This is a genomic window from Streptomyces sp. NPDC004658 (assembly GCF_040609555.1).
GTDB lineage: Bacteria > Actinomycetota > Actinomycetes > Streptomycetales > Streptomycetaceae > Streptomyces.
Genome location: NZ_JBEXKG010000400.1, coordinates 1 through 1,303 on the forward strand (window position 1 = coordinate 1; position 1,303 = coordinate 1,303).

Genomic DNA, 1,303 nt, shown 5'->3' on the forward strand with positions numbered 1-1,303 from the left:
CCCGGCCCGGCGCACGCCGCTGCGCCGGGCCGTCCGCCGGCGCGCATCGCCCACCACCGCTCCCACCTCCTCCCGCCCCGAGAGGCAGCCCGGATGACAGCCGGTCACCTCCACAGCACCGTACGCACACGACGCCGAAGGGGCGCGCCGAACGCACCCGGACTCCGAGGGGAAAGGGGCGTGCCGTCGGCGAGCCGCTGGACACGATCACGACGGACGCAGCGGTCACGGGACCTTCACAAGCGGCGAGGGTGGGCGGAGGAGGTCCTGGGCACTCGCCGGGGGTCGTCGCCCGGAGGGGGTACCTCCAGTGATCATCGTCGCGCTTCTGCTGCTCCCGGTGCTCAGTCTGCTGCTGTACGGGCTGGACCAGGTCGAGGACCGGTGGCTGGTGCGGCCCCGGGCGGCCCGTCGCTCCCGGCACCGCCGGCCGACGCGGGCAGGTCGTCACTGAGCACCGCGGGCTCCTCGCGCCGGCGGTAGCGCATGATCGCCTTCCCGAGTTCCGTCCGTTCCGGCTCGGAGAGCGTGCCGCCCTGCGCGTAGTCCAGGATGTGCTCGGCGACCGTGCGCAGCTTGACGTTCGTGCGCTGCGAGACGTCCCGCAGCGCACGCCAGGCCTCCTCCGGGGCCATCCGCCCGAGGACGACGACGGCACCGATCGCCTGGTCGATCACGGCGTGCGAGGTCACCGCGCGCTGCAGCTGCCCGTTCTCCTCCTGCAGTCGGTGGTACTCCGACGCCAGGTCCGTCGCCGAGAGCAGGACGAGGGGCTGGTGCCGGGAGAGGGCGAAGAAGGCCATGGAGCACCTTTTCGAGTGGGGGGCGTCACTGCTACGCCTGCCCCCGGTGGGCGCTTGCACACGAATTGAACCAGTCCCGCGGACCCCGGTCACGCCGCGCGGCCCGCGCGGTTCGCCGCGCCCCACCGCGAACACCCGCCTCCGGCGCCGTCCGGCGGCCGCGAGCCCGTCCCGTCGCGGGCCCTCCTCCTTGTCAGCCGTGCAGCTCGCGGGGCCCGAGCCCCCGCCGGCCCGGCGGCCGCGGCACCTGCGTCGTCAGTCGGGCCTCCCCGTGTCCTGGACCGCGCGCTCCACCGGCAGCAGTTCGCGGATGTCGGCGGGCAGCGCCCCGTCCATCCGCTCGGTCAGCTCCGGGGCGAGGGCGGCGTCGAGCACCTCCAGCACGGCCGCGGCCTCCCGCAGCGCCGTCTCCTCGTCGGTGCCCGCCCGGACGGCGATGCGTCCGGCGAACGCCGTCAGCCCGAACCGCTCGGCCGCCGTACCGGAGTCCGGTCCGGCGG

At 75.3% G+C, this 1,303-nt stretch carries 2 protein-coding genes; both read right to left on the minus strand.

Features of this window, described 5'->3' with window-relative positions; all coding sequences use genetic code 11:
* Positions 1 to 344 precede the first annotated feature (344 nt).
* Complete coding sequence (locus ABZV94_RS41660; RefSeq protein WP_356350319.1) at positions 345 to 803, minus strand: ANTAR domain-containing protein; 459 nt, start codon at positions 801 to 803, stop codon at positions 345 to 347.
* A gap of 255 nt (positions 804 to 1,058) precedes the next feature.
* A partial coding sequence (locus tag ABZV94_RS41665) for a DUF2267 domain-containing protein (RefSeq protein ID WP_356350321.1) occupies positions 1,059 to 1,303 on the minus strand: 245 nt, incomplete at its 5' end.